This window comes from Mycobacteriales bacterium (genome assembly GCA_035995165.1).
In the GTDB taxonomy this organism is placed as follows: domain Bacteria; phylum Actinomycetota; class Actinomycetes; order Mycobacteriales; family CADCTP01; genus CADCTP01.
The window spans coordinates 33,206-59,728 of the sequence record DASYKU010000048.1 but is presented as its reverse complement, the minus strand read 5'-3'; the positions used below and the strand labels follow the sequence as shown (position 1 = coordinate 59,728).

29 protein-coding genes are annotated in these 26,523 nt (G+C 74.8%); 17 read left to right on the top strand and 12 right to left on the bottom strand.

Features of this window, described 5'->3' with window-relative positions; translation table 11 throughout:
* Nucleotides 1–102: 102 nt before the first annotated feature.
* Nucleotides 103–579, bottom strand: coding sequence for a CGNR zinc finger domain-containing protein (locus tag VGP36_07845; protein HEV7654634.1), 477 nt, complete (start codon nucleotides 577–579; stop codon nucleotides 103–105).
* Between the two features lie 60 nt (nucleotides 580–639).
* On the opposite strand from VGP36_07845, the gene VGP36_07840 reads away from it, so the two are divergent.
* Nucleotides 640–2,202, top strand: a complete 1,563-nt coding sequence (locus VGP36_07840) for an MFS transporter (protein HEV7654633.1) — start codon at nucleotides 640–642, stop codon at nucleotides 2,200–2,202.
* Here the strand turns inward: VGP36_07840 and paaE are convergent.
* The 5 genes from paaE to paaA form a co-directional block, all read right to left on the bottom strand.
* Nucleotides 2,180–3,274 (bottom strand): 1,2-phenylacetyl-CoA epoxidase subunit PaaE, encoded by a 1,095-nt coding sequence (paaE, locus tag VGP36_07835; GenBank protein ID HEV7654632.1) that lies wholly within the window; start codon nucleotides 3,272–3,274, stop codon nucleotides 2,180–2,182. The genes VGP36_07840 and paaE overlap by 23 nt on opposite strands.
* Nucleotides 3,275–3,799 (bottom strand): 1,2-phenylacetyl-CoA epoxidase subunit PaaD, encoded by a 525-nt coding sequence (paaD, locus tag VGP36_07830; protein HEV7654631.1) that lies wholly within the window; start codon nucleotides 3,797–3,799, stop codon nucleotides 3,275–3,277.
* On the bottom strand, nucleotides 3,796–4,707 hold the full coding sequence (paaC, locus tag VGP36_07825) for a 1,2-phenylacetyl-CoA epoxidase subunit PaaC (protein HEV7654630.1): 912 nt from the start codon (nucleotides 4,705–4,707) through the stop codon (nucleotides 3,796–3,798). The genes paaD and paaC overlap by 4 nt, the downstream gene beginning before the upstream one ends.
* A gap of 6 nt (nucleotides 4,708–4,713) precedes the next feature.
* Nucleotides 4,714–5,037, bottom strand: coding sequence for a 1,2-phenylacetyl-CoA epoxidase subunit PaaB (paaB, locus tag VGP36_07820; GenBank protein HEV7654629.1), 324 nt, complete (start codon nucleotides 5,035–5,037; stop codon nucleotides 4,714–4,716).
* A gap of 161 nt (nucleotides 5,038–5,198) precedes the next feature.
* Nucleotides 5,199–6,137: a 1,2-phenylacetyl-CoA epoxidase subunit PaaA gene (gene paaA, locus VGP36_07815; protein HEV7654628.1), complete on the bottom strand. Its 939-nt coding sequence runs from the start codon at nucleotides 6,135–6,137 to the stop codon at nucleotides 5,199–5,201.
* Between the two features lie 230 nt (nucleotides 6,138–6,367).
* Here paaA and paaK point away from each other — a divergent pair, with 230 nt between their 5' ends.
* From paaK to paaZ, 3 genes are all read left to right on the top strand, one after another.
* Complete coding sequence (paaK, locus tag VGP36_07810) at nucleotides 6,368–7,630, top strand: phenylacetate--CoA ligase PaaK (GenBank protein ID HEV7654627.1); 1,263 nt, start codon at nucleotides 6,368–6,370, stop codon at nucleotides 7,628–7,630.
* A 100-nt stretch (nucleotides 7,631–7,730) separates the two neighbouring features.
* Complete coding sequence (locus VGP36_07805) at nucleotides 7,731–8,345, top strand: TetR/AcrR family transcriptional regulator (GenBank protein HEV7654626.1); 615 nt, start codon at nucleotides 7,731–7,733, stop codon at nucleotides 8,343–8,345.
* The gene (paaZ, locus tag VGP36_07800) at nucleotides 8,342–10,396 is read left to right on the top strand and encodes a phenylacetic acid degradation bifunctional protein PaaZ (protein ID HEV7654625.1); all 2,055 of its coding nucleotides are present in this window, start codon (nucleotides 8,342–8,344) and stop codon (nucleotides 10,394–10,396) included. Before VGP36_07805 ends, paaZ begins: the two co-directional genes overlap by 4 nt.
* Nucleotides 10,397–10,450: 54 nt before the next feature.
* On the opposite strand, the gene VGP36_07795 is transcribed toward paaZ, so the two are convergent.
* A complete protein-coding gene (locus VGP36_07795; GenBank protein ID HEV7654624.1) occupies nucleotides 10,451–10,705 on the bottom strand; it encodes a helix-turn-helix transcriptional regulator in 255 nt (84 codons plus the stop codon).
* Nucleotides 10,706–10,806: 101 nt separating this feature from the next.
* Nucleotides 10,807–11,709 carry an NADP-dependent oxidoreductase gene (locus tag VGP36_07790; protein ID HEV7654623.1) on the bottom strand — a complete coding sequence of 301 codons (903 nt, stop codon included), beginning with the start codon at nucleotides 11,707–11,709 and terminating at the stop codon, nucleotides 10,807–10,809.
* Nucleotides 11,710–11,801: 92 nt separating this feature from the next.
* On the opposite strand from VGP36_07790, the gene VGP36_07785 reads away from it, so the two are divergent.
* From VGP36_07785 to VGP36_07755, 7 genes are all read left to right on the top strand, one after another.
* Entirely contained in the window at nucleotides 11,802–11,927 is a 126-nt protein-coding gene (locus tag VGP36_07785) for a hypothetical protein (protein HEV7654622.1), read from the top strand.
* A 52-nt stretch (nucleotides 11,928–11,979) separates the two neighbouring features.
* A complete protein-coding gene (locus tag VGP36_07780) occupies nucleotides 11,980–15,054 on the top strand; it encodes an FtsX-like permease family protein (GenBank protein ID HEV7654621.1) in 3,075 nt (1,024 codons plus the stop codon).
* Nucleotides 15,051–15,938, top strand: a complete 888-nt coding sequence (locus VGP36_07775; GenBank protein HEV7654620.1) for an ATP-binding cassette domain-containing protein — start codon at nucleotides 15,051–15,053, stop codon at nucleotides 15,936–15,938. Before VGP36_07780 ends, VGP36_07775 begins: the two co-directional genes overlap by 4 nt.
* On the top strand, nucleotides 15,935–16,600 hold the full coding sequence (locus VGP36_07770) for an ATP-binding cassette domain-containing protein (GenBank protein HEV7654619.1): 666 nt from the start codon (nucleotides 15,935–15,937) through the stop codon (nucleotides 16,598–16,600). The genes VGP36_07775 and VGP36_07770 overlap by 4 nt, the downstream gene beginning before the upstream one ends.
* A 126-nt stretch (nucleotides 16,601–16,726) precedes the next feature.
* Complete coding sequence (locus VGP36_07765; protein HEV7654618.1) at nucleotides 16,727–16,867, top strand: heme-binding protein; 141 nt, start codon at nucleotides 16,727–16,729, stop codon at nucleotides 16,865–16,867.
* A 159-nt stretch (nucleotides 16,868–17,026) separates the two neighbouring features.
* Complete coding sequence (locus tag VGP36_07760; GenBank protein ID HEV7654617.1) at nucleotides 17,027–18,985, top strand: acyltransferase family protein; 1,959 nt, start codon at nucleotides 17,027–17,029, stop codon at nucleotides 18,983–18,985.
* A gap of 126 nt (nucleotides 18,986–19,111) precedes the next feature.
* The gene (locus VGP36_07755) at nucleotides 19,112–19,921 is read left to right on the top strand and encodes a hypothetical protein (GenBank protein HEV7654616.1); all 810 of its coding nucleotides are present in this window, start codon (nucleotides 19,112–19,114) and stop codon (nucleotides 19,919–19,921) included.
* A 61-nt stretch (nucleotides 19,922–19,982) separates the two neighbouring features.
* Here VGP36_07755 and VGP36_07750 read toward each other — a convergent pair whose 3' ends face one another.
* The 3 genes from VGP36_07750 to VGP36_07740 form a co-directional block, all read right to left on the bottom strand.
* Nucleotides 19,983–20,249, bottom strand: coding sequence for a CocE/NonD family hydrolase (locus VGP36_07750; GenBank protein HEV7654615.1), 267 nt, complete (start codon nucleotides 20,247–20,249; stop codon nucleotides 19,983–19,985).
* A 129-nt stretch (nucleotides 20,250–20,378) separates the two neighbouring features.
* A complete protein-coding gene (locus VGP36_07745; protein ID HEV7654614.1) occupies nucleotides 20,379–20,951 on the bottom strand; it encodes a GNAT family protein in 573 nt (190 codons plus the stop codon).
* A gap of 192 nt (nucleotides 20,952–21,143) precedes the next feature.
* A complete protein-coding gene (locus VGP36_07740) occupies nucleotides 21,144–21,398 on the bottom strand; it encodes a hypothetical protein (protein HEV7654613.1) in 255 nt (84 codons plus the stop codon).
* A gap of 90 nt (nucleotides 21,399–21,488) precedes the next feature.
* Here VGP36_07740 and VGP36_07735 point away from each other — a divergent pair, with 90 nt between their 5' ends.
* From VGP36_07735 to VGP36_07715, 5 genes are all read left to right on the top strand, one after another.
* The gene (locus tag VGP36_07735) at nucleotides 21,489–21,680 is read left to right on the top strand and encodes a hypothetical protein (protein ID HEV7654612.1); all 192 of its coding nucleotides are present in this window, start codon (nucleotides 21,489–21,491) and stop codon (nucleotides 21,678–21,680) included.
* Nucleotides 21,681–21,744: 64 nt separating this feature from the next.
* Nucleotides 21,745–22,149 carry a VOC family protein gene (locus VGP36_07730; GenBank protein ID HEV7654611.1) on the top strand — a complete coding sequence of 135 codons (405 nt, stop codon included), beginning with the start codon at nucleotides 21,745–21,747 and terminating at the stop codon, nucleotides 22,147–22,149.
* Between the two features lie 175 nt (nucleotides 22,150–22,324).
* Nucleotides 22,325–22,948 (top strand): ABC transporter substrate-binding protein, encoded by a 624-nt coding sequence (locus tag VGP36_07725; protein ID HEV7654610.1) that lies wholly within the window; start codon nucleotides 22,325–22,327, stop codon nucleotides 22,946–22,948.
* 156 nt (nucleotides 22,949–23,104) lie between these two features.
* On the top strand, nucleotides 23,105–23,707 hold the full coding sequence (locus VGP36_07720) for a dihydrofolate reductase family protein (GenBank protein HEV7654609.1): 603 nt from the start codon (nucleotides 23,105–23,107) through the stop codon (nucleotides 23,705–23,707).
* 26 nt (nucleotides 23,708–23,733) lie between these two features.
* The gene (locus tag VGP36_07715; protein HEV7654608.1) at nucleotides 23,734–24,135 is read left to right on the top strand and encodes a TIGR03618 family F420-dependent PPOX class oxidoreductase; all 402 of its coding nucleotides are present in this window, start codon (nucleotides 23,734–23,736) and stop codon (nucleotides 24,133–24,135) included.
* Here the strand turns inward: VGP36_07715 and VGP36_07710 are convergent.
* The gene (locus VGP36_07710; protein ID HEV7654607.1) at nucleotides 24,132–25,283 is read right to left on the bottom strand and encodes a helix-turn-helix domain-containing protein; all 1,152 of its coding nucleotides are present in this window, start codon (nucleotides 25,281–25,283) and stop codon (nucleotides 24,132–24,134) included. The two genes, VGP36_07715 and VGP36_07710, sit on opposite strands and share 4 nt — an antisense overlap.
* A gap of 82 nt (nucleotides 25,284–25,365) precedes the next feature.
* On the opposite strand from VGP36_07710, the gene VGP36_07705 reads away from it, so the two are divergent.
* The gene (locus VGP36_07705; GenBank protein HEV7654606.1) at nucleotides 25,366–26,496 is read left to right on the top strand and encodes a ferredoxin reductase; all 1,131 of its coding nucleotides are present in this window, start codon (nucleotides 25,366–25,368) and stop codon (nucleotides 26,494–26,496) included.
* Nucleotides 26,497–26,523 lie beyond the last annotated feature (27 nt).

Below are 26,523 nucleotides of genomic sequence, written 5' to 3'. Positions count from 1 at the left end.
CCCCGAGTACGGCCACTGCTCGTAGTCGCAGATCCGCCCGCCGGCCAGCGGCCCGCTGGGGCCGTCGACGTCCTGGTTGTCGCCGCCGTCGTTGTCGCCCGCTCACGTGTCGGCGCGGCGGCGGGCGCGGAAGGTGGCGACGCGGGTGCGGTTCTGGCAGGTGAGCGAGCAGAAGCGGCGGTGGCCGGCCGGGGAGGCGTCCACGTAGACGTCCGCGCACTGGTGGTCGGCGCAGACTCCCAGCCGGTCCGGGTGTGCGGCCAGGTGCGCGCGCAGGGCCAGCGCGGCCGACGCGAGCAGGGCGCCGTCGGGGGATGCCACCGACCAGGCCTCGGCCGGCGCACCGTCGTCCAGCGTGATCGCGGGCCGTACGCCGGTCTCGGTCAGCATCTCGGTCACGAGCCGGGCCCGGTCCGGGGAGCCGGCGACGAAGACGGCGTGCAGCCGGTCCGCGACGGCGGTCGCGTCGGCGCCGTCGGCCGGCGCGTCCCGGTGACCGACCTCCCTCGGCCGGGTGCCCCAGCCGTTGACCAGCGCGACGAGCTCCGGAAGCGCCAGCGGACGTACCCGGACGGTCACCTCGTCATCGTAACGCAATAGAAGGCATCAACGCGTTGCCGGCGGGTAACGTGATGAGCAATGGATACACGTTACGAGGGCCGAGCGACCCGCCGCGACTGGCTCGGGCTCGCCGTGCTCGTGCTGCCCTGCTTCCTGGTCTCGATGGACGGCGAGGTGCTGAACCTCGCCGTGCCGAAGATCGTGGCCGACCTCCATCCGGGCAACGCCCAGCTGCTCTGGATCGTCGATGGGTACGTCTTCGTCGTCGCCGGTGCGCTGCTGGCGATGGGCGCGCTCGGCGACCGCATCGGCCGGCGCCGGCTGCTGCTCGTCGGGGCGACGCTGTTCGGCGCCGCGTCGCTGGCCGCGGCGTTCGCGAGCACGCCGGCCCTGCTCATCGCGGCCCGGGTGCTGATGGGGTTGGCCGGGGCGTCGCTGATGCCCTCGACGCTGGCGCTGATCCGGGGCCTGTTCGTCGATCGCCGCCAGCGTACGGCCGCGCTCGGGGTCTGGACCGCCGGCTTCTCGCTGGGCGGGCTGCTCGCTCCCGTGCTGGGCGGGGTGCTGCTGGACCGGTTCTGGTGGGGGTCGGTGTTCCTGGTCGCGGTGCCGGTGACGCTGTTGCTGCTCGTGGTGGGACCGGCGGTGCTGCCGGAGTTCCGCGATCCGGACGCGACCGGGTTCGACCTGCCCGGCGCGGCACTGAGCCTGCTCGCGGTGCTGACCCTGGTCTACGGGATCAAGCGGGCCGCGGCCGGCGGCGGCCTCCCGGCGGCGGGCGTCGCGGCGCTGCTGGGCGTCGTTCTCGGTGCGGCGTTCGGCCGGCGGCAGCGCCGGGCCGCGCGGCCGATGATCGACCCGGCGCTGTTGCGTACCGGGGCGGTCCGGGTGGCGCTGCTGGCCAACGCGCTGACGTTCTTCGCCCTGTACGGCACCCAGGTCGCCGTCGCCCAGTACCTCCAGTGGGTCCTCGGCCTGTCCCCGCTGCGCGCCGGGCTCTGGTCGATCCCGTCGGTGCTGGCGTACCTGGCCGGGACGGCGATCGGCCCGGCCGCGGTGTCCCGGTTCCCGCCGACGCGGGTCATCGGCACCGGGCTGGTCGTGTCGGCGGCCGGGTGCGGCCTGCTGACGCAGGTCTCCGGCGGCCTCGGCGTGATCGTCGCCGGCACGGTCGTCTTCGGCGTCGGCCTGGCGCCGGTCTACACGCTGTGCACGGACCTGATCGTGACGCGGACCCGGCCGGAGCAGGCAGCCGTGGCCGGGGCCGTCGCGGAGACCGGCGCCGAGCTCGGCGGCGCGCTCGGCATCGCCCTGCTCGGCTCGCTCGGCGTCGCCGTCTACCGCGCCGCGACGGGCGGCGCGACCGCCGGGCTGCCGCCGGACGCGGCCGCCGACGCCCGGCGGACGCTCGGCGACGCCGCCGCGGTCGCCGGCACGCTGCCCGGAGTCCGCGGGGAAGAGCTGCTGCAGCAGACTCGCTCGGCGTTCGAGCAGGCGTTCGCGGCGATCGCCGGCGCGGCCTGTCTCGCGATCCTCGCAGCGGCGATCGCCGTCGCCCTCGCGGGCCTGCGGCGAGCGAGGTCGGAGGCCGCTGCCCGCCGGCCGGCCGAGGCAGGCGTCAGGCGTCGTAGTCGACGGTGAGGGTGCCGGTCAGGGGGAGGGACTGGCAGGTCAGCACGTAGCCGGCCTCGACCTCGGCCGGCTCGAGCGCGTAGTTGCGGCGCATCCGGACCTCGCCTTCGGTGACCCGGGCCCGGCAGGTGCCGCAGACGCCGCCCTTGCAGGCGAACGGCAGGTCCGCGCGGACCTTCTGGGCCGAGTCCAGCACCGGTACGTCCCGGGGCAGCGCGAGCGTCGTCGACCGTCCGTCCAGCACGACCGTGACCTGACAGACCGGACCGTCCACAGTGGACTCGTCGCCGCGGACGGGCTCCGGCGGCACGTCGTCGACGTAGAACAGCTCCTGGTGCACCCGCTCGGCCGGGACAGCCAGCTCGCCCAGCAGCGCGCGGGCGTCGCCGACCATCCCGTGCGGCCCGCAGAGCCACCAGTGGTCCACGGACGGTGCGTCGACCAGCTTGCCGACGAGCACGCGCAGCCGGTCGCCGTCCAGCCGGCCGGTGGTGATCTCGGCGTCGCGCGGCTCGCGGGACAGGACGTGCACCAGCTGCAGCCGCGGGCCGTACCGGTCCTTCAGGTCGGCGAGCTCGTCGGCGAACATCACCGTGTTCGTCCGGCGGTTGCCGTAGAAGACCGTGACCGTGGAGCGGCCGTCCCGCAGGACGGTGCCGGCCAGCGAGATCGCCGGGGTGATCCCGGAGCCGGCCACCACGAAGACGTGGTCGCCGGGGACGCTGAGGTCGGCGGTGAACGTACCCGACGGCGGCAGCACCTCGATCTCGTCGCCCGGCTTCACCTCGTGCACGAGGTAGGAGGAGAAGAAGCCGCCGGGGACCTCGCGGACGCCGACCCGGGGGGCGGCCCCCATCGGGGCGCAGATCGAGTAGGACCGGCGCTCGTCGCGGTCGCCGTCGACCCGCCGCAGGGTCAGCGCCTGGCCCGGCGCGAAGCGGTACTCCTCGGCCAGCTCGGCGGGAACGGCGAAGGTGACGGCGACGGCGTCGTCGGTCAGGCGCTCGACGCGGTCGACGGTGAGGGCGTGGAACGCCGGCCGTCGCCGCACCGGGTCGGCCGGAGCCTCCGCGCTCGCCACTCAGATCTCCTTCACGTGCTCGAACGGCTCGCCGCAGGCGCGGCAGCGGCGCAGCGCCTTGCAGGCGGTCGCGCCGAACTCGCTCTGCTCCACGGTGTCGGGCGAGCCGCACTGCGGGCAGGACGCCGTACGGCGGCTGGGGCCGAGCTGCAGCGGCACCGGGCCCGCGGCCCGGACCGGCGCCGGTCCCGGCGGCGCGATGCCGGCCGCGGCGAGCTTCTGCCGGCCCGCGGCGGTGATCCGGTCGGTGCTCCAGGGCGGGGAGAGCGTGGTCCGGACGTCCACGTCGGGGAAGCCGGCCGCGTGCAGCCGGTGCACCAGGTCCGCGCGCATGACCCCCAGCGCCGGACACCCCGAGTACGTCGGGGTGATCTCGACGACGACGGTCCCGTCCTCGGTCCGCACGTCCCGCAGCACGCCGAGGTCGGCCAGCGTGAGCATCGGCAGCTCCGGATCGGTCACCGTCCCGGCGACCACCCGCGGGTCGGCGGCGGTTCGGGAGGCTGCGGACCGCGGGTCGGTCACCACGTCGCCGCCGGGTGCTCGCGGGCCAGGCCCTGCAGATCCGCCAGCAGTTCGGTCAGCTCCGGCCCGTGCGTGCCGGTGCGACCCCGGGGCGGCTCGGACGCCGGCCACGGCGGCACGGTCAGGGTCGCCTGCTCCAGTACCTGGGTGAGCACGGCGACGACCTCGTCCCGTACGGCCGCGGGGTCGACCGCGACGCCGGCCGCGGTGAGCCGGAGCTCGACGTCGGTGGGGGAGAAGACCTCGGCCAGCAGCGGCCAGACGGCGTCGGCGCCGGCCTGGGCCCGGCGGTGCGACTCGGGCGTGCCGTCGCCGAGGCGCAGCACCCAGCGGGCCGCGTGGTCGCGCTGGTACGCCAGCTCGTGCACGCCCTTGGCCGCGATCGCCGCCAGCACCGGGTCCCGCGACTCCCGCAGCCGGGTGAAGACCGCCAGCCGGACGGTCGTCGCCGCCAGCAGCCGGACCACGGTGCGGGCGAAGTCGCCGCCCGGCGCCTCGACCAGGCCGGTGTTGCGGAACTCGTCCGGGTCCCGGAAGTACGCCAGCGCGTCCTCGTCCGGGATCGAGTCGGTGGCCAGCGCCCGGGACCGGCCCAGCACCCCGGCCGACCCGGCCCGGGCCAGCAGCAGCCGGGCCTGCCCGAGCAGGTCGAGGGCCGTGTTGGCGATCGCGACCTCCTCCTCCAGCTCCGGCGCCGCGGTCACCCACTGGGTCAGCCGCTGGGCCAGCACGAGCGCGTCGTCTCCGAGCATGAGGCAGTACGCCCCCAGCTCGGCCGGGTCGACGCCGTCCGGCACCGTGGTGTCGACGCCGGCCAGCGGCTCGTCGAAGCCGGTGCCGAACGCCCACTGGCCCTCGCCGCCGTGGGCGGTGTCCAGCGCGTCGTAGACGGTCTCCTCGTGCGTCATCTCAGCTCACATGTGGGGGACGTCGTCGGGGATCTCGTAGAACGTCGGGTGCCGGTAGACCTTGTCGCCGCTGGGGGCGAACATCGGGTCCTTCTCGTCCGGGCTGGACGCCGTGATCATCTCGGCCCGGACGACCCAGATGCTCACGCCCTCGTTGCGCCGGGTGTAGACGTCGCGGGCGGCGTACACGGCCATCTCGTCGTCGGGCGCGTGCAGGGAGCCGACGTGCACGTGGTTCAGGCCGCGCTTGCCGCGGACGAACACCTCGTACAGCGGCCAGTCCCGGCGGCTCTTCGTGGGGGCGACCGGGATCTCGGGTCCGGTCGGCACGGCCCCGTGCCCACCCTCGGCGGTGAGGTCGCTCTGTGCTGCCTCGGTTCGCTCCCGGTCGGGCGCCTCCGGCGGCGTCTTCCCTCCGCGCCCCTCGGGTGGGCGCGGTCCCGGGGCCGGGGGGTTCTCCGGCCCGGACGCCGCCGCGCCCGACCTCCCGCTCACAGGTGCTTCTCCGCGTAGGCGGTCGCGGCCTCGGTGACCCAGGCGTTGTCGTCGCGGGCGGCCTGCCGGCGGGCGATCCGTTCCGCGTTGCGGGGCCCGTCGCCGCGGACGACCTGCTTGAACTCGTCCCAGTCGATCGGGCCGAACCGGTGCCTGCCGGTCGCCGGGTCCGCTTCCAGGTCCGGATCGGGCAGTGTGACGCCGAGGAACGCCGCCTGCGGCACGGTCATGTCCACGTACCGCTGGCGCAGCTCGTCGTTGCTGTGCCGCTTGATCCCCCAGGCCATCGACTGCGCGCTGTTGGGGCTGTCGTCGTCGGGCGGGCCGAACATCATCAGCGACGGCCACCACCAGCGGTCGACCGCGTCCTGCACCATCGCCCGCTGCGCCTCCGTGCCGCGCATCATCGTCATGAGCAGCTCGTAGCCCTGCCGCTGGTGGAAGGACTCCTCCTTGCAGATGCGGATCATCGCCCGCGCGTACGGCCCGTAGGAGCTGCGGCAGAGGGGGACCTGGTTGCAGATCGCGGCGCCGTCGACGAACCAGCCGATGACGCCGACGTCCGCGTACGTCGGCGTGGGGTAGTTGAAGATCGAGCTGTACTTCTGCTTGCGCTCGATGAGCTTGTCGGTGAGGTCGGCCCGGTCGGCGCCGAGCGTCTCGGCCGCCGAGTAGAGGTACATCCCGTGGCCGGCCTCGTCCTGGACCTTGGCCAGCAGGATCGCCTTGCGCCGCAGGCTCGGCGCGGCCAGCAGCCAGTCGCCCTCGGGCTGCATGCCGATGATCTCGGAGTGCGCGTGCTGCGCGATCTGCCGGATCAGCGTCTTGCGGTAGCCCTCGGGCATCCAGTCCCGCGGCTCGATCCGGCGGTCGGCGGCGATCGTCGCGTCGAACTGCTCCTGCAGGACGACCTCGTCCGGGACTGTCGCGACCACCGCCGGCTCCCTCCGACTTACTGACCGTACGGTCAGGTAATCAGTCTGCCCGATCCCCGGCCGCCAGACAAGCGGACCTTGACAGCGTCGCGCCGGGAAGATTCGATTACTGACCATCCGGTCGGTATTGGTTCCGGGAGTGCGGAGGCTGCGCCATGACGGCTGCGACCAGCGAGGCGCGACGGCGGGGCACCGCGCCCGACCCGGCGATCCTCGACCCCGCCGAGCGGATGGGCGTCGACGAGCTGCGCGCCCTGCAGCTCGACCGGCTACGCACCACCCTCCGGCACGTGTACGACGACGTGCCCCACTACCGGGCCGCGTTCGACGCCGCCGGCGTGCATCCCGACGACTGCCGGGAGCCGGCCGACCTGGCGAGGTTCCCCACGACGTCGAAGGCCGACCTGCGGGAGAACTACCCGTTCGGCCTGTTCGCGGTGCCGCGGGAGCAGGTCCGGCGGGTGCACGCCTCCTCCGGGACCACCGGCAAGCCCGTCGTGGTCGGCTACACCGAGCAGGACCTCGACATCTGGGCCACCGTGATGGCCCGCTCGATCCGCGCGGCCGGCGGGCGGCCCGGCGACATCCTGCACAACGCGTACGGGTACGGGCTGTTCACCGGCGGCCTCGGCGCCCACTACGGCGGCGAGAAGCTCGGCTGCACGGTCGTCCCGGTCTCCGGCGGCATGACGCCCCGGCAGGTGCAGCTGATCACCGACTTCGGGCCGCGGATCATCATGGTCACCCCGTCGTACATGCTCGCGTTGATCGACGAGTTCGAGCGGCAGGGGCTCGACCCGCGCAAGAGTTCTCTGCAGATCGGCATCTTCGGGGCCGAGCCCTGGACCGAGCAGATGCGGGCGGAGATGGAGGAGCGGCTCGACATCGACGCCGTCGACATCTACGGGCTGTCCGAGGTGATGGGCCCGGGCGTCGCCCAGGAGTGCGCGGAGACCAAGGACGGCCTGCACGTCTGGGAGGACCACTTCTTCCCCGAGATCCTCGACCCGGTCACCGGCGCGGTGCTGCCGGACGGGGAGGAGGGCGAGCTGGTCTTCACGTCGCTGACCAAGCAGGCGATGCCGGTCATCCGCTACCGGACCCGGGACCTGACCCGGTTGCTGCCCGGTACGGCGCGACCCGGGATGCGGCGGATGCAGAAGATCACCGGCCGGACCGACGACATGATCATCCTGCGCGGGGTGAACCTCTTCCCGACCCAGATCGAGGAGATCGTGCTCCGGACGCCCGGGCTCTCGCCGCACTTCAACCTGATCCTCAGCACCCGCGGCCGGATGGACCACCTGACCGTCCAGGTCGAGGCCCGGCCGGACTGCCCGCCGGAACGGCGCACCCCGGCCGCGGCCGAGGTCGCGAAGGGCGTGAAGGACACGGTCGGCTCGTCGGTCGACGTCACGGTCGTCGAGCCGGACACGCTGCCCCGCTCGATGGGCAAGCTGCAGCGCCTGCTCGACCAGCGGGTGCGTCCGTGAGCCGACGAGGGAGCGAGCATCGCAGGGCCCCCGGACGATGCCGGCCCCCGACGGCGGCCCGAGGAGCGGAACGACCGACGAGGCGGACAAGGGCAGCACGATGAGCGTTCCGGTTCGGCGCGGGCGGCCGGGGCACTCGCTCGGGTCGCTGCTGGACACCGCGGTGGCGGTGTTCAACGAGCGCGGCTACGACGCCACCAGCATGGACGAGCTGGCCTCGCGGCTCGGTGTCACCAAGTCGGCTATCTATCACCATGTACCGAGCAAGGTCGAGCTGCTGCGGCTGGCCCTGGACCGCGCCCTGGACGGGCTGTTCGCGGTCACCGAGGAGCCCGGCGCGACCACCGGCCCGGCGATCGATCGGCTGGAGTACGTCGTGCGCGCCTCCGTCCGGGTGCTCGCGGCCGAGCTGCCGTACGTCACCCTGCTGCTGCGGGTGCGCGGCAACTCGCCGGTCGAGCGGGCCGCGCTGCAGCGGCGCCGGGACTTCGACCGGTTCGTCACCGGGCTGGTCCGCGCGGCCGCCGCCGAGGGGGACGTCCGGCCCGACATCGACCCCGCGGTCACCAGCCGGCTGCTGTTCGGCGGCGTCAACTCGCTCATCGAGTGGTATCGGCCCGACCGCGGGCTGGACGCCGACGCGCTGGCCGACGCGCTGGTCGCCACCACCTTCGACGGCATCCGCACCCCGTCCCGATCTGGAGCATCCCGATGACCGCACCCCTGCTCGAGAGCTACGCCGCCGGCCGCTGGTACGCCGCAGCCGACGGCGGCACCCCGCTGGCCGACGCCGTGACCGGCGAGACCGTCGCCCGGATCAGCAGCACCGGGCTGGATGTCCCGACCATGCTGGCGTACGGGCGGAGCGTGGGTGGCCCGGCGCTGCGGGAGCTGACGTTCCACCAGCGGGCCGCCCTGCTCAAGCAGCTCGGCCTCATGCTCATGGCCGGCAAGGACGAGTTCTACGCGATCTCCCGCCGCACCGGCGCGACCGACCGCGACAGCGGCGTGGACGTCGACGGGGGCTTCGGCACGCTGCTGTCGTACGCGTCGAAGGGGCGGCGGGAGCTGCCCGACGACACCGTCGTCCTGGACGGGCCGGTCGAGCCGCTGGGCAAGCGCGGCACGTTCGCCGCGCAGCACGTCTACACGTCGCTGCAGGGTGTCGCGGTACAGATCAACGCGTTCAACTTCCCGGTCTGGGGTTTCCTGGAGAAGCTGGCGCCGGCGTTCCTGGCCGGGGTGCCGACCGTGGTCAAGCCGGCCAGCCAGACGTCGTACCTGACCGCCGCGGTGTTCCGGGCGATCATCGAGTCCGGGCTGCTGCCGGCGGGCTCGGTCCAGCTGCTGGCCGGCAGCGCCGCCGGGCTGCTGGACGGGCTCGGCGGCCAGGACCTCGTCCACTTCACCGGCTCCGCCGCGACCGCGCGCAAGCTGCGCGCCAACCCCGCGGTGGTGGCGAACTCGGTCCGCTTCAACGCCGAGGCCGACTCGCTCAACTGCGCCGTCCTCGGCCCCGACGCCACCCCGGACACCCCGGAGTTCGACCTCTACGTCAAGCAGCTCGTCGCCGAGATGACCGTCAAGGCCGGGCAGAAGTGCACCGCGATCCGGCGGGCGTTCGTGCCCCGCCCGCTCGTCGACGACGTCATCTCCGCGGTGTCGGAACGGCTGGCCAAGGTCGTCGTCGGCGCGCCGGGGGCCGAGGGCGTCACGATGGGCGCGCTGGCCAGCCTCGACCAGCGCGAGGAGGTCCTGCGCTCGGTCAAGGCGCTGCGCGCGGTGGCGTCACTGGTGTCCGGCGACCCGGACTCGTTCGAGGTGGTGGGCGCGGACCGGGACCGCGGCGCGTTCCTGCCGCCGCTGCTGCTGCGCTGCGACGACACCGCCGCGGCCGAGCCGCACGACGTGGAGGCGTTCGGCCCGGTCAGCACGGTGTTGCCGTACGACGGGGTCGCCGACGCGGTGGCGCTGGCCGTGCGGGGTCAGGGCAGCCTGGTCGGCTCGATCGTGACGCACGACCCGGCGGTGGCGCGGGAGTTCGTGCTCGGGGCGGCGCACGCGCACGGGCGGATCCTGGTGCTCGACCGGGACGACGCGCGGGAGAACACCGGGCACGGGTCGCCGCTGCCGATGCTCGTGCACGGCGGGCCGGGGCGGGCCGGCGGCGGCGAGGAGCTCGGCGGGATCCGGGGCGTGCTGCACCACATGCAGCGCACGGCCGTCCAGGGGTCGCCGGACATGCTGACCGCGATCGGCCGGCGGTGGGTGACCGGGTCGGCGCGCCGTGACGACGGCGTGCACCCGTTCCGCAAGTCGCTGGCCGAGCTGCGGATCGGCGACTCGGTGACGGCCGGGCCGCGGGCGGTCACGCTGGCCGACATCGAGCATTTCGCCGAGTTCACCGGCGACACGTTCTACGCGCACATGGACGAGGAGGCGGCGGCCGCGAACCCGTTGTTCGGCGGCCGGGTCGCGCACGGGTACCTGATCGTGTCCTGGGCCGCCGGGCTGTTCGTGGACCCGGACCCGGGCCCGGTGCTGGCCAACTACGGCGTGGACAACCTGCGGTTCCTGACCCCGGTGAAGCCGGGGGAGGAGCTCACGGTCACCCTCACCGCGAAGCAGATCACCCCGCGCGGGGGCGCCGACCACGGCGAGGTCCGCTGGGACGCGGTCGTCGTCAACACCGGGGGAACGCCGGTCGCCACGTACGACGTCCTCACCATGGTCGCCAAGACCTGGCCCCCGGCCCCCACCCCCTGATCCGCCGGCCCGCCCCGGCGGACCGGCGGGCCGCGCGGCCGGTCCGGACCCGGATCAGGGCGGCACCGTACGCCGGTCGAGATCGCGGAAGAGGTCGTCGAGGCTGATCTCGAGCGCGTCGGCGAGGGCGAACAGCCGGTCCAGCGAGGGCGAGTGCGCGGCGGTCTCGACCCGCACGATCGACTGCCGGTTGCAGCCGGCCCGGTGGGCCAGCTGCACCTGGGTGAGGCCGAGGGACCGCCTGCGGTCGCGTACCACCGCGCCGAAGGTCACCCGTCGGCACTGGTGCGGCGAAGGCGGGGACGGCATGCCCCGATGGTGCCGACCCGCCCCGTACCGGGCGGCACCCCCTTGAGTCGGGCCGGCCGTCCCCTGCTGGCAGCCGTACCCGACTCACGGGGGGCGGGACGTCAGGGGACGAGGACGAGCTTGCCGCGGAGGTGGCCGGCCAGGCTGATCCGGTTCGCCTCGACCGCCCGCTCGAACGGGAACGTCTGCACCTTGATCACGATCTTGCTCTGCTCGAGCAGGCCGGCGACCTCGGCCAGGGCCTGCGGGGCCTGGCTGTCGGAGCCGCCGCCGGTGACCCGGGCGCCGGCCTCGCCGGCCGCGAAGTTGGCGATGCTCAGCACGTCCGCCGGCTCGGCGACGAGGCTGATCAGCTCCTCGATCGGCGTACGGCCGGCGACGTCGAAGACCGCGTCGACCGGTCCGCCGGCGGCGGCGCGGACCCGGTCGGCGACACCCTCGCCGTACCGGACCGGGGTCGCGCCGATCTCGCGCAGGTAGTCGTGGTTGGCCTCGCCGGCGGAGGCGATCACCCGGGCGCCGCGGGCGACGGCCATCTGCACCGCGACCGCGCCGACGCCGCCCGCGCCGCCGTCGATGAAGACCGTGCTGCCGTCCTTGACCCCGAGCAGCCGCAACCCGCGCTCGCTGGTCTCCCCGGCGACGCCGGCCGCGGCCGCCACGGCCCAGTCCACCGAGGCCGGCTTGAGCGCCCAGGAGTCCAGCACCGCGTACTGCGCCTCGGTGTTGCGGCCGTTGCCGAACACCTCGGCGCCGACCTCGACCCCGGTCACGCCCTCGCCGACCTCGTCGACCACGCCGGCCGCGTCGTACCCGAGGTAGCCCACGCCCTCCAACGGCTTGCCGCCGGCGAAGGCGCCGCTGAACATCTTCCAGTCGGCCGGGTTCACGCTCGCCGCCCGGACCGCGACCCGGACCTGCCCGGGGCCGGCGTGCGGCTCCGGCGCCTCGGCCCACTCCAGCACTTCCGGGCCCCCGTACGACCTGAACTGCAGCGCGCGCATCCGGCGTCCTCCTTCTCGGCCAGTCCTGGCCGACCCAGCCACCCAGCCCGCGCAGCTATTCCGATGAGCTCCGAAGTGGGTAGGAAACCGGCGTGCGGATGTCGGTGGGGATCGCGGTGGCGGCGGCGATCCTGCTGGTGCTGCCGCTGGTCGCGGTCGGGCTGAGCCGTCTGGATGGTCGGCCGGCGGGCGCGCTGGTCGTGGCCGCTCCGGCCTGATCGCCCGGGGCGCTAGGGTCGCGACGATCAGCGTTCGGGGGAGTGGGTCCTCGTGTGGTTGGCGATCCGGTACAGGCTCGGCCAGGGGCTGGTGCTGCTCGTCCTGGCCGCCCTGATCACCGCCTGCGCGGTCCTGGCCCCGCTGTACGACCGGGCCATGCAGCAGGCGCTGACCCGCCTGACCGTGGACGGCGCGTCCAGCAGCGCGACCGCGATCGAGGTCCGGTCGGTCTCGCGGTTCACCTTCGGCCTGGCCGGTTCCGGCTACGTGCCGGCCACCCAGGACCGGCTGGCCTCGCTGCTGCCGGCGGAGGCCCGGCCCTGGTTCGACCGCCGGATCGACGGCGGCTCCCTGCTCGTCACCCGCTCCGACCAGACCTCGGCCTCGCCGGTCGGCGCGCTGCAGTGGCGGGACGGCGCCTGCGAGCACGTCGACCTCCTCGCCGGCGGGTGCCCCACCGGGCGCGGGGAGGTCGCGGTCAGCGCGGCCGACGTGACGAACTACCGGCTCGGCGTGGGCTCGAGGGTGGACGTCGTCGAGCAGACCGCGGTGGACCAGGACGGGAAGCTGCCGGTCGTCCCGCTGCGGGTGACCGGTGTCTACCGGCAGGTGCGGGGGCCGTACTGGAACGACCAGCTGCTGACCGGGCTGTCCGGGTTCATCGGGACGCAGCCGCCGTACCGGCCGATGCACGACACCTGGCTGACGACCGCGGCGACGTTCTCCGGGGTGCGCTGGCTCGACCCCACCACCAGCGTCACGTTCGATCTGGACCGGCCCGCGGCCGGGGTCGACCGGGTCGTGCGGGCCGGTGCGATCGCGACCCGGATGGCCGACGTCGGACGGCCGCAGGTCGACGACCTCGGGGGGCCGCTCAACGGGGCCGACGCGGTGCTGGCCGAGGTGCAGTCGGGCCTGCCGGGGATCAGCGGGACGATCGACCGGGGGCGGCGGCAGGCGCTGGTGACCGTGCCGCTGCTGATGATCCAGCTCGGGTTGCTGGCGTTGTTCGTGCTCGGGCTGACGCTCGGGGCCGCGGTCGAGCAGCGCCGCCCGGAGGTCGCCGTGGCCCGGCTGCGCGGCGCGGGCCGGGTCGGCGCCCGCCGGCTGGTGCTGGCGGAGCTGTTGCCGGTCGTGCTGGCCGGCGTCCCCGTCGGGGTCGCCGTCGCGCTCGGCCTCGCGACCGTCGCCCGGCACACCGTGCTGCAGTCGGCCGCGCCGTTCGAGCTGGGCCGCGGGTTCTGGCTGGCGATCGCGGTCGCGGCGGTGCTGCTGGCCGCGGTCACCTGGGCGGCCGCCGCGGCCGGCACCCGGGACCGGATCGCGCAACTGCTGCGCAGCGTGCCGATGCGCGCCCCGGGCTGGCGGCTCGGGGTGACCGACGCGGTGCTGATCGCCGCGTCCGGCACCGCGGTGCTGCTGTTCGTCACCGGCGACCTGCGCGGCCCGCTGGCCCTGGCCGCGCCGGCCCTGCTGGCGTTGATCGCCGGTCTCCTGCTGGCCCACCTGATCGTGCCGGTGGCGACCTGGGCCGGCCGCCGCCTGACCGCCCGGGGTGCGTACGCGGCCGCGCTGGCGCTGCTGGCCATCGCCCGCCGCCCGGCCACCCGCCGGGTCGTCACCGTGGTGACGGTCGCCTCCGCGCTGCTGGTGTTCTCGACGTACGCGGTGAGCGTGGGGGCGCGCAACCGGCAGCTCGCGGCGCAGCGGGACACCGGCGCGCCGATGGTGGCCGAGCTGACCGGGACCGACGTCGCCCGGGTCCGGACCGCGCTGGCGACCGTCGCCGACGGCCACGCGACCCCGGTCGTCCGGGTGGCGCCGAACGACAAGGCGTTCCGGACCACGCTCGCGGTCGAGCCGGACGCGTTCCGCCGCATCGCGCTGTTCCCGGGCGCCGACCCCGCGGCCGTCCCGTGGTCGAGCCTGCGGGTGCCGACCGGGCGCCGGTTGGGGCTCACCGGCCGGACGCTCTCGTTCCTGGCCACGCCGTCCGGGTTCGACGTCGACGGCGGCGCGCCGGCGGCCCTGCGGCTGGAGTTCCTGGACCCGGCCGGGGACCAGAAGGCGGTCGAGTTCGGGCCGCTGCCGACGACCGGGCCGCGGACGCTGAGCGCGGCCGTACCGTGCGCGACCGGGTGCACGGTGATCGGACTGGCCATCTCGGTCGACTACGGCACGCGGCACCACGGGCAGCTCGGGATCAGCGAGGTCCGGGCCGGCGGCGGCTCGACCGACCTGCCGGGCACGGCCGCCGACTGGCAGCCGGGCGTCGACCAGCTCGACCGGATCTCGGCCGCCGGTCCCGGCCTCTCGCTGCGGGTCGACAGCGACGGGCGGTCCACGCCGCTGCTGGCCTCGCGCTGGTTCCCGGCGGCGTTGCCGGCCCTCGTCGTGGACGCCGGTGGCGCCGACACCGTCCTCGGCAGCGGGTTCACCGGCTCCAACCGCACGATGGCCGCCGTCAGCGAGCTGCCGCGGGCGCCGGGACTGGCCGGTCCGGCCGCGGTGGTCGACCTGGACCTGCTGCAGCACTGGGGATCCCGGGCCGGGAAGGCGACCCGGATCCAGGTCTGGTTCGACACCGAGGACCCGGCCGCGCTGGCCCGGGTCCGGGGGGCGCTGGACCGCGCGGGCATCGAGATCTCCGGCGTACGGCGGCTCAGCGAGGTCCGGGCCGGGTACGCCGCGTCCGTCCCGGCCTGGAGCCTGCAGCTGGGGATCCTCGCCGCGGTCGCCGGGCTGCTGCTGGCCGCGCTCGTCCTCGTCCTGCTCGTCGCCAGCACGTGGCGGCGCCGGTCGCGGGACCTCGCCTGCCTCGGGATGAGCGGCGTGCCGCGCCGCGGTCTCGGCCGGGTCGCGGTCGGCGAGCAGCTGCCGGTCGTGCTGCTCGCGGTGCTGGCCGGCGGCGGCTGCGGGCTGCTCGGCGCGGTCTTCGCGTTGCCGACTGTGCCGTTGTTCGCGCAGCCGCGGCCGGCGGCGGAGCTGGATCTGGCCGCGCCGGTGGGCGCCGTGCTCCTGGCGCTGGCGGCGGCGCTGGTCGTGCTCGGACTGGTCGCCTGGCTCTGCGGGCGGGCCGTGGCCCGGGCCGGGTCCCGGCTGGCCCGCGTCCGGGAGGCGCTGTGATCGGGTTGCCGGTGCGCACGGAACGGCTCGTGCACGTCTACCACACCGAGGGCCACGACGTGGCCGCACTGTCCGGTGTGGATATCGACGTGCGCGGCGGCGAGCTGGTCGGGCTGCTCGGCCCGTCCGGCGCGGGCAAGTCGACGCTGCTGAGCCTGCTCGGCGGGATGATCCGGCCCAGCGCGGGCCGGATCCTGCTCGGCGACGCCGAGCTGTCGGCGCTGTCCGAGCGCGAGCTGGACGAGCTGCGGGCCACCCGGATCTCGATCATGCTGCAGGGCGCGGCCCGCAACCTCGTGCCGTACCGGGATCCGGAGCAGAACGTCGCCTTCGCCCAGCGCTGGTCCCGCAGCCCGGATCTCCCGTCCCCGCAGGAGGTCCTGGCCTCGGTCGGGCTGGGCGACCAGGCGCACGTCCCGCTCACCGAGCTGACCGCCGGTCAGCTGCAGCTCGTCGCGGTCGCCGTCGCGCTCGCATCCCGGCCGGGGCTGCTGCTGGCCGACGAGCCGACCAGCCAGCTCGACCACGCCGCCCGGGACACCGTGCTGCAGGCGGTCGCGCGGGCGAACCGCGAGCTCGGCACGACGGTCCTGCTGGTCACCCACGACCCGGCCGTCGCGCAGCGGCTGCCGCGCACGATCACCATCCGGGACGGGAAGATCGGCGGCGAGGGGCGGCTGGGGGAGGAGTACGCGGTGGTCACCGCGGACGGGTTCCTGCCGCTGCCGGCGCACGCGCTGCCGACCCTGCCGCCCGGCACTCTCGTCCGCTTCCGGTCGGCCCCGGAAGGGTTTCTGCTCGTCATCGAAGACGGTTCTCCCGGCACCTCCGCCGGGGAGGGTCCGCCGGCCGGGGGCGGCGCCCCGGTCGGGGACGACCGATGAGGGCGCCGGGCCCCGTGCGGGCGAACCACGTCGAGGTCCGGTACGGCGCCGTGGTCGCCGTCCACGACGCCACGTTCGAGGTCCCGCCGGGCGGGATGCTCGCCGTCACCGGCCCGTCCGGCGCCGGCAAGTCCTCCCTGCTGTGGGCGCTGGCCGGCGCCGTCCCGTACGCGGGCACGGTCGAGGTCGGCGGCGTCCCGGTCGGCGACCGGGCCGCGGCCGCCGCGCTCGGCATCGCGCTGACCCCGCAGGGCAACGGGCTCCCGTCGTTCCTCACCGCCGAGGAGAACGTCCTGATGCCGCTGCTGGCCGCCGGCGTCGCCGACGCCCCCGCGCGGACCCGGGCCGCGCTCGCGCTGCTGGACCTGGAGCAGTCCGCGACCCACCTGGTCGACGAGCTCTCCGGCGGTCAGCAGCAGCGGGTCGCGCTGGCCCGGACGTTCGCGGGCACGCCGGCCGTGATCCTGGCCGACGAGCCGACCAGCGACCTCGACGGCACCAACCGGCAGCGGGTCATCGACGCGCTGCGGGCCGAGGCCGCCGCCGGCGCGGTGGTCGTCATGGCCACCCACGACGCCGAGGCCGCGGCGGAGCTCGACGCCGAGCTCCGCCTCGAGGACGGCCACGTCACCTGGCCCCGCCGTCCGATCTGGTCGGCCTGATCGGGGCCTTGTCCCGGCCCGATCCGGATAGATCGATTTACTTCTGGTGAACTCCGGCTCCGCGCCGGCCGGGCGGTCCTTCCGCCGTACGGTCGGCGACGCCGGGCCGTCGCGAAGGGACGGACCGTGCCGGGCTTCGTCATCCTCCCGGGCGGCCTGCCGATCCAGGGCGGCGGCACGGTCGTGGCCGGCATCGGCGTCAGCGGCGCGCCGTCCGGTGACATCGACGCCACCTGCGTGACGACCGGGATCCAGGCCATCTCCTGACCCTGGGTTCCGTACGGCGCCCGCCGGAGGTCCAGCGGCCGCCGCTCCCGGAATGGGCCGGGACACGCCCGGAGGGGCGGTGACGTCCCGCGATGGCACTGCGGTGTTACTTTCGCCCGAGTCCACCCGCCCGAGTCCACCCGCCCGAGAGGGGATGGTGTGCCTCGTCCCGTCGGTGCCAGTACGACCTACCTGCCGGGTCTGGACGGACTCCGCGCGGTCGCCGTCGTCGCGGTGCTGGGCTACCACTTCGACGTGCCGGGCCTGGGCGGCGGGCTGCTCGGCGTGAGCATGTTCTTCACGCTGAGCGGGTTCCTCATCACCGGCGTCCTGCTCTCCGGCTGGGACCGGACCGGCCGGATCGACCTCCGCGCATTCTGGCTGGCGCGCTCCCGGCGGCTGCTGCCGGCGCTGGCCGTCGTGCTCGTCGCGGTCCTGTCGATCACGGCGGTCGTGGACCGCGGTTCGCTCCCGGCGCGCTGGGGCGAGACCGTCGCCGCCGCCCTGTACGTGAGCAACTGGGCCGACATCGCCCGCGGCTCCTCCTACTTCGACGCCGTCGCCGGGCCGGCGCCGCTGGAGCACCTCTGGTCGCTGGCCGTCGAGGAGCAGTTCTACCTGCTCTGGCCGATCCTGCTGCTGGTCCTGCTGCGGGTGACCGGCCGGCGGCGGCACCGCGCGGCCGGGATCGCGGCCGCCCTCGCCGTGGTGTCGTTCGTCCTGCTCGCCGTCCTGGCCCATCCCGGCTTCGACCACACCCGCGCGTACGAGGGGACCGACACCCGGGCCGGGGAGCTGCTGGCCGGGGCGGCGCTGGCGCTGGTCTACCGGCCGGGGCGGATCCGGGACCGGCCGCCGCGCGAGGCGCGGATGGCCGTCGACGCCGTCGGCATCGCCGCGCTGGGCGGGGTGGCGGTGCTGATCCTGACCACCACGGCGTACTCGCTCTCGCTCTACCGCGGCGGGCTGCTGCTGATGTCGCTGCTGACCGCGCTGGTCCTGGTCGCCGTCTCCTACCCCGGCAGCCTGCTCGGCCGGGCGCTCGGGATCGCGCCGCTGCGCTGGATCGGCGAACGCTCGTACGGGATCTACCTCTGGCACATGCCCGTCGCGGTCTGGACGCCGGAACGCCGCGCCGGCGAGCCGTGGTTCTGGCTCACCGCCGTGCAGGTCGCGCTGACGCTGATGCTGGCGGCGCTGTCGTGGTTCCTCATCGAGGACCCGGTACGGCGGCACGGGTTCGTCAGCATCGCGCGGCGGACCGTGCTGCATCCGTCGCCCGGTTTCCGTACGCGGGCCCCGGTCGCCATCGGGGCCGCGATGGTCGTGGCCGTCGCGGTGACGACGCTCTCGCCGGTCACGCTCGTCTCCGGGCGGGACCGGCAGCTGGTCTCCTCGGTCGCGGCCCCCCCGCCGCTTCCGGCGACGAGCGCGGCGGCCGTCCCGACCCCGGCCCGGGCCAGCGCCTCCGCACCCGCCGCGAAGACCCGCGGCCGCACCTCGTGCACGTCCGTCGTGCACGTCGGCGACTCCACGTCCCTCGGGCTGATGGACCCGGCGTACCTGCCGAACCCGAGCGACCGGATCGACGCCCGGTACCGGGCCGTCGGCGTCCGGTCCGTGCAGACCGACATCCTCGGGGCCCGCTCGATCGTCGAGCGCTACAAGGGCCAGCCCAACGCCCAGGAGGCGACCGCGAAGCGCGTCGACGCCGGGTACGCCGGCTGCTGGGTCTTCGCGATGGGCACCAACGACACGGCCAACCAGTACGCCGGCAGCAACGTCGGGTCCGCCGAGCGGATCGACCGGCTCATGAAGGAGATCGGCGGGCGGCCCGCGCTCTGGCTGACCGTGCGCACGCTGCGACCGTCCGGCCCGTGGTCGGAGACGCAGATGAGCAAGTGGAACGCCGCGCTCCTCGCGGCCTGCCGGACGTACCCGAACATGCGCGTGTACGACTGGGCCGCGCAGGTGCAGGACTCCTGGTTCGGCTCCGACGGCATCCACTTCACCAGCGCCGGCTACCGGCAGCGGGCCCGCCGCACCGCCCAAGCCCTGACCGCCGCCTTCCCCGCCGGCGGCGGGTCCCCCCAGGGCTGCCTCCTCACCCCGCACTGACCGCCCGTCCCCACTGCGACGACGCTGGTATCCGTTCCGGGCGGTCGTGCCTCCTGAGGGTGGGCCGACGGGTGACGGGGACCTCTCGCCGCCGGCGTACGGCCCGTCGGCGGGGGAGGGACTGCGATGGCCACGGTGAGTCGGGTCAGCAGTGGGAAGACCGGCATGGCGACGCACAGCCGTTATCCGGAGAGCGAGCGGAACACGGCGTACACGGAGTCGTACCGGACCATCCGGCTCGTCGTCGGATTCCTCGGGATCGCGCTGCCGCTCGTGTTCATCGTCGGCGAGGCGCGTTATCTCCGCGGGGGAGTCCACGTCCGGGGATCGCTGAGCGCGTACTACCACACGTCGATGCAGGACATCTTCGTCGGCGGCCTCTGCGTCATCGGGTTCCTGCTCGCCACCTACCTCGCCGGAGAGCGGCGTACGTGGGACTTCTGGGCCAGTCTCCTGGCCGGCCTGGCCGTCCTCGGGGTCGTGTTCTTCCCGACCTCGCGCTCGGGTCTCGCTCCGAACGCGCTGCACTGCGAGGAGGCGCGGTCACTGCCCGGGTGCTCGTTCGTCGAGTACGAGCTCGGCGAGTCGCACACGGCGGTGATCCACGCCGTGTGCGCGGCCGTGTTCATCCTCGGCATGGCGGCGATGAGCTTCCTGTTCGCCGCCAGCGAGGTGCAGGCCGGATCGGCCCGCAGCCTCAGCGCCCGCGGGCTCGTCCTGCGCAGCACCAGGCTGTTCTGGATCCACCGGAGCTGCGCCGCCGTCATCCTGGCCGCGGGAGCGTGGGCCGTCGTCGGTGGCGCGCTGCACGCCGACCTGGGGCCGCTGACCCCGCTCTACGTGGGCGAGGTCGTCGCGGTGTGGGCGTTCGGCGTGTCCTGGCTGCTGGCGGGCTACCGCCTCACCGCACCGCCGCGGGTGCCGGCGGCCCTGTGACGGCTCCGGGCGTGGTCGGCAGGCGGCCAGGTCGGCAGGTCGCGCCACTCCTCGGCCCCGGTCACGAACACCCCGGCTCGGGACGGCGGCGGGTGCCGGTGCCGGCCAGGTGCTCGGCCAGCCAGTCGAGGGTCTCCCGGGCGATCAGCCCGGCACCGTCGCGGAGGGTCCCGACGTGGGTCCGCGGCCCCACGGTCAGGGCGACGTCCTGCCCGCGCCCGTGCAGCCGGGCGTACTGGTCCAGCGTCTGGGGGAGGAACAGGTCCTGCCAGCCCCCGATGACGTGGATCGGCACCGTGGCCCGGTCCAGGGCGGCGCCGAGCTGCATCCGGCTCCAGAACGGGTCGCCGGGATCCCGGCGGGACGCCCAGTCCGGGTCGGACCAGCCGGTCCACCACCGCGTCGGCGAGCCGGCCCCGCCGCGTACGCCGGGTCCCGCTGCTGCTCTCGACTGCCGTCATGAAGGTTTCCATTCGTCGGCGAGCAGGGCGTACGACATGCCGTCGAGCCAGTGGCCGGAGCGGTGCAGGGAGTCGCGGAGCGAGTAGGTCTCGCGGCGCATCCCGACCCGCTCCATCAGCCGCCAGGAGGGTTCGTTGTCGGCGAAGCAGTTGGCGGCGACCCGGCGCAGGCCGAGGTCCTCGAAGCAGATCCGGATCAGCTCCCGGACGGCCTCGGTCGCGTACCCGCGGCCGGCTGCGGCCGGGTCCAGCACCCAGCCCAGCTCGGCGTGCACGCCGCGGGCCTGGTCGGTCACCTCGGCCTGGGCCCAGCCGTCCTCGAGGGTGAGCATGAGGTCGCCGACGATCTTCCCGTCCCGCTCGATCACGAGCGTCTTGGCCAGCGTCGCCGGGTCCGCGAACCGCGCGCGGAACTCCGCCACCGTCGCCGGTGCGCTGGTCAGCCAGCGGCTGACGTCCTCCAGCCGGCGGTAGGACCAGGTCGGCCCCACGTCCGAGGCGGTCGCCGGCCGCAGCGCGAGCCGCTCCGTCCGGACCGGCCAGCTCACGGCGTCGAGCGGGGAGCCCATGACCGCCATGATGGCAGCCCGCCCGTCGGCTCCCAGCCCGTCAACTCCCGGGTCAGCCGGGCTGTCCACCCCGATGAAGCCCGCCGGCCAGGAGAAGTGCTGGGTCGGCCCGCCCTGCGGCGTGAGCCCGCCGCCCGATGCGGGCGGCGCGGGGCGGGCCGGGCGGCCGGGGCAGCGGGTCGGTGTGGGGTTCTAGCGGCGGTGGTCGTCGGGGACGAGGAGTGCGCGGTGCAGGCGGAGCTCGTCGCGCAACCGCGGCGGGATCGGCAGCTGCCGCGACGTCAGCCCGGCGACGTACGCCTCCATGCAGGCGAGCAGCCGCTTGCGCTCCTCGATCGGACGCCGGTTGCTCGTCGGGGTCAGGTCGTGGGCGACCGCGGCCCGGGCCGCGAGCAGGTCCACCAGCAGCGCGGGCAGGTCCACGGCGTCCGGTCGCGTAGCGGTCATGATGGCCCTTCGCCGACCGGAGACCTCCGGAGGAGGCGCCGGGTTCAGCTAGTGACACTACGCCGATCAGAGGGGTGTATGACGTAGCCCATGAAGCGTAGACCGCCGACGAAGGTCGCCGTGCCCATCGCCCTGGCCGGCACCGTCGCCGGAACCCTCGCCTGGCGTGACCTCAATCGGCGTACGCCCGAGCAGGTCCGCGGCAGCAAGCGGTTCTGGCGGGTGCTGATCGCCCTCAACCCCGGCAACTCCCTGCTCTACTGGCTCTTCGGCCGCCGCTGACCCCGCCGCTGACCCCCGCGACCGCACCGGAGCCGTCCACAGTGGACGGGAGAGAATGCCCCGGATGACCGCGACTCCGCCCGCCGGGACACTCCACCACGTCGAGCTCTGGGTCCCGGACCTCGACCGGGCCGTGGCCTCCTGGGGCTGGCTGCTGGGCAAGTTCGGCTACCGCCGGTTCCAGGACTGGCCGGGCGGGGTGAGCTACCGGCTCGGGCCGACGTACCTGGTCTTCGAGCGGTCCCCGGACCTGGTCGCCGGGACGCACGAACGCACCCGTCCCGGCCTCAACCACCTGGCCTTCCACGCCGCCGGCCGGGACCAGGTCGACGCGCTCGTCGCGGCCGCCCCACAGCACGGCTGGACCCTGCTGTTCGCCGATCGCCACCCGTACGCGGGAGGGCCCGAGCACTACGCCGGTTACCTCGCCGACGGCGACGGATTCGAGGTCGAGCTCGTCGCGCCGTGACCTGCGGGAACGGCGTACCGGACCGACCGGACCAGATGTAGGACGAGGGCATACGCGGTTCGCGTGCGGTTGACCTACGGCGCGCCGGTCGATGGCGTGCGCCTGTCGGACTGACTGTTCGTATGACAGCCCGACCGCAGCTCGCGACTCGATTCGTATCTTGGGAGGCGCGCACATGCGTCGCAACCTCGGCCTGGCGCTGGCCTTCTCGTTCGCCCTGACCGTGACCGCCTGTGCCAACGGCGACAGTGGCGGAGGCGGGAGCAGCGGCTCCGAGATCCCGCTCGGCTTCGTCTACCAGGGCGGCGGCGGGTTCAACAACCTCAGCCTGTCCTTCGTGCACGGCATCCAGGTCGCGGCCGACGAGGTCAACAAGGCCGGCGGGATCACGGTCGGCGGCAAGAAGTACACGTTCACGGTCGACACCTGCAACGACCACTTCGACCAGACCCAGACCACCGGGTGCGCCAACAGGCTCGTCCTGGACAACAAGGACAGGTTCATGTTCGGCGGGCCGGCCGACTTCGGGCCGATCCTGCGCGGTGTCACCGAGCGCAACAAGGTCATCTACGTCAGCCGGGGGGTCGGACCGCCCGGGTTCCGGACGGGGCAGAGGTCGACCCCGGCGGCGTCCAGGCCGAGTCCGGCCAGCACCCGGGTGACGTTCCCCGGTCCGCAACCGACGTCGAGCACCGGCCCGCCGCCGGCCTCGACGACGCAGGCGGCGAACGTGGCCAGCAGCGCCCGGTCCAGCGCGCGGCCGTCGAAGTGGTCGGTGGTGCTGATCGTGGGGTCGTAGGCCGCCATCGCGTCGTACGAGGTGCGGGTCGCGGTCACCCAGGCCGGCTCGGTCATCCGCGCACGATCCCACCGCGGATGTGTCGATCGGGGACGGGGCCGTTCGTGGTCTGGGTGCGGGGCCGCGCAGGGCGCCCCCGGGCGGGAGGAGACCGCGATGCGATCGCTGCTGGTGACGACGTTCCTGACCCTCGACGGGGTCATGCAGGCGCCGGGCGGACCGGAGGAGGACCCGAGCGACGACTTCGCCTACGGCGGGTGGTCGGTGAACTACTGGGACGACATGATGGGCGAGGTCATGGGTGAGGCGATGAGCCGGCCGTTCGACCTCCTGCTGGGCCGCCGGACGTACGACATCTTCCGCGGCTTCTGGCCGCACTCGACCGACCCGGGAGCGGAGCCGCTGAACAAGGCGACCAAGTACGTCGTCTCCCGCGGCCGGCCGACGCTCGACTGGGCCACCTCGGTGCACGTCCCGGACGCCGACGCGATCGCCGCGCTCAAGCAGACCGACGGGCCGGAGCTGCAGGTGCACGGCAGCGGCGACCTGATCCAGACGCTGCTGCGGCACGACCTGGTCGACCGGCTGCGGGTCTGGGTGTTCCCGGTCGTGCTCGGTTCCGGCAAGCGGCTGTTCGCCGAGGGCACCGGGCCGGCCGGGCTGCGGCTGGCCGACAGCCGGATCTCGACCACCGGCGTGCTGATCGGCACGTACGAGCCGGCCGGCGAGGTCGGCCTCGGCTCGTTCGCGTCCGGCTGAGGCGCCGCGTACGGCAGACTGCCGCGGTGGCGACCGGACCCGGCGAGCTGACCGCGGCAGCGCTGGGCTTCCTGGCCGAGCGGCACCTCGCGACGCTGACCTCGTTCCGGGCCGGCGGGGACGCGCACGTGGTGCCGGTCGGCTTCAGCTGGGACCCGGCCGCCGGGCTGGCCCGGGTGATCACGTCCGGGGCGTCGCAGAAGGTCCGCAACGTCCGCCGGGACGGCCGGGTCGTGCTGTGCCAGCTCGATGGCGCCCGCTGGCTGACGCTGGAGGGGACCGCGGCGGTGGCGGACGACGCGGCTGCGGTCGCCGACGCCGTCCGCCGGTACGCCGAGCGCTACCGGCAGCCGCGGGTGAACCCGGCCCGGGTCGCGCTGGAGATCACCGTCACCCGCGTCCTCGGCTCCGCCGCCCTGCTCGCCTAGGAAGCAGCCGCCGGACTTGCGGTGAGGGCGAGGATCAGGTCCCGGACGACGGCGGGGTCCTGCAGGCGGTCGCCGTACGACGCCCGGACCTGGGTCATCCGGTAGCGCACGGTCTGCGCGTGCACGTGCAGGTCGGCGGCGACGTCGTCGCGCCGGCCCTGGTGCAGCAGCCAGGACCGCAGCGTCTCGGCCAGCCGGGCGGCCACGTCCGGCTTGAGGCCGGCGAGCGGAGCCAGCACCTGGGCCCGCAGGTCGGCCAGCGCCTCCGGGTCGGCGGTCAGCACCAGGTCGGCCAGGTGCTCCTCCGTGTCGAGCACCGGCCCGGTCTGCCGGTCCAGCGCCCGCCGGGCCCGCCGGTACGACGCGGCCGCCTCCGCCCACGGCCGCTCCGGCCCGACCACCCGGGCGCCCGGCGTGCGCAGCAACGCCGGCCGGCGGGCGCCGACGTCCGGGACCAGGCTCACCGTCAGGTCCCCGGGCAGGCTGGGATCCACGGCATCCCCGGCGACGACGAGCGTGGCCCGCTCCCACAGCGTCGGGCTGCCGGGGCGCCCGAGCACGCAGGTGAGCGTCCGCGGCGGCGGCCAGTCTGCCCGCTCGGCCCGCCGCTCCAGCTCCTCGGCCGGCGCGCCGGACAGCAGCGCCAGCGCGAGCCGCTCCAGGTACTGCTCGCGGACCCGGCCACTGGTGGCGAGCTCGTCGGTGTGCCCGCTCACGCTTGCCGCCGACAGCTGGTCGATGTACGCGAAGACCAGCGCCGCGAACGGCACCAGATCCGGCGGCGGCAGTCCGGCCGCCAGCGCGGCCGCGCCCCACTCCTCCCACGCCACCCGGGCCCCGACCCGGTACGCCGCCAGCAGCGGGTCCATCGTGCGCCCGTTGCGGGCCTCGCCCCGGCCCAGCCCGTACGCGGCCTCCAGGGCGGGCTGCAGCCGGCTCTCGGAGTCGGCCGGCTCCTCGGCCAGCCGCAGGAACGTGGCCAGCGCCAGCTCGACCGCGCGGGTGATCGTGATCCCGAGCTCGCCGGACAGCGGGTCGGCGTAGTCGCCGACCTCCGCGGTGACCGTCGCGACGGTCCGGTCCGAGACGTCGGTCAGCCGGTCCCGCAGCGCGGTCGCGACGACCGGGTCCAGCGCCAGACGCTCCACTGTTCCCTCCGAACAACGCGATGCCGTAAGTCCACTCTACGCAGGTAAGCATTTGGTCGTTCGGGACAGCATGCTGGAGCGCATGGTCGACACCGCGAGCAGGCGCCGGGGCGCCGCACGGCGCCGGGACGCCGCGCGCCGGGGCGCCGCACAGCGCCGGGACGCGGCCCGCCGCACCGCGGCGCGGATCGCCGGCCTGGTCGTCACCCCGCTGCTGCCGGCCGACTACGTCGACCTGGTCGCCCCGCTGCGCTCGTCGGTGCAGCTGCGGGCCCGGGTGGTCGAGGTCCGGCCGGAGACCCGGGACGCGGTCACGCTGGTGCTGCGGCCGGGCCGCGGCTGGACGGGCCACGTCCCCGGCCAGTACGTCCGGATCGGCGTCGACGTGGACGGCGTCCGGCGCTGGCGGGCGTACTCGGTGACCTCGCCGCCGCACCCGGACGGGCAGATCGCGATCACGGTCAAGGCGATGCCGGACGGACTGGTGAGCAACCACCTGCTGCGCCGGGCCCGGCCGGGCCTGGTCCTGCAGCTGGACCAGGCGACCGGCGACTTCGTGCTGCCCGCCGTACGGCCGGCCAAGGTCCTGTTCGTCACCGCCGGCAGCGGGATCACCCCGGTGATGAGCATGCTGCGGCACGCGGCCGACCTCGCCGACGTGGTGCTCGTCCACAGCGCGCCGAGCGCGGCCGACATGATCTTCGGCGCCGAGCTGCGCGCGCTGGCCCGCGACGGTCGGCTGCGGCTGGTCGAGTGGCACAGCGCCTCGGCCGGGTTCCTCACCGCGGCCGCGCTGGCCGCCGCCGTACCGGACCTGGCCGAGCGGGAGACCTGGGCCTGCGGGCCGACCGGCCTGCTCGACGCCGTCGAGAAGCAGTGGGCCGACCTCGGCGTCGGCGACCGGCTGCACACCGAGCGGTTCCGGCCCGCGGTCGTGGTCGCCGGCGACGGCGGCACGGTCACCTTCACCACCACCGGGGCCACGGCCGCCGCGGCCGGCGACGTGCCGCTGCTGGACGTGGGGGAGGACGCCGGCGTGCTGATGCCGTCCGGCTGCCGGATGGGGATCTGCTTCGGCTGCGTGACGCCGCTGCGGGCCGGTGCCGTCCGCGACCTGCGTACCGGTGAGCTCACCACGGCCGCGCCCGGCGACGACGTGATGGTCCAGACCTGCGTGTCCGCCGCGGCCGGCGACTGCGCCCTCGACCGCTGAGCCCTCGACCGCCGAACCTGTCCGTAC